This window comes from Microtetraspora sp. NBRC 13810 (assembly GCF_030268685.1).
Taxonomy (GTDB): Bacteria; Actinomycetota; Actinomycetes; order Streptosporangiales; family Streptosporangiaceae; genus BSRQ01.
This window is the reverse complement of the sequence record NZ_BSRQ01000091.1, coordinates 1-255: the sequence shown is the minus strand read 5'-3', so window position 1 is coordinate 255 and position 255 is coordinate 1. Positions and strand designations below refer to the sequence as shown.

Sequence of the window (255 nt, the reverse complement as noted above, 5' to 3'; positions counted from 1 at the left end):
GGTAAGCCTAAATACTTCCTGATGACCGATAGTGCACGAGTACCGTGAGGGAAAGGTGAAAAGTGCCCCGGTGAGGGGTCGTGAAATAGTACCTGAAACCGTGTGCCTACAAGCCGTAGGAGCGTAGACAGCTTGCTGTCTGTGATGTGACTGCGTGCCTTTTGAAGAATGAGCCTGCGAGTTATGGTGTGTGGCGAGGTTAACCCGGGTGGGGGAGCCGTAGCGAAAGCGAGTCTGAATAGGGCGTTGAGTCGC

1 rRNA gene is annotated in these 255 nt (G+C 54.5%); it reads left to right on the top strand.

The window, feature by feature from the left end:
* A 23S ribosomal RNA gene (locus tag QSK26_RS41585) occupies window positions 1–255 on the top strand; the annotation flags it as partial.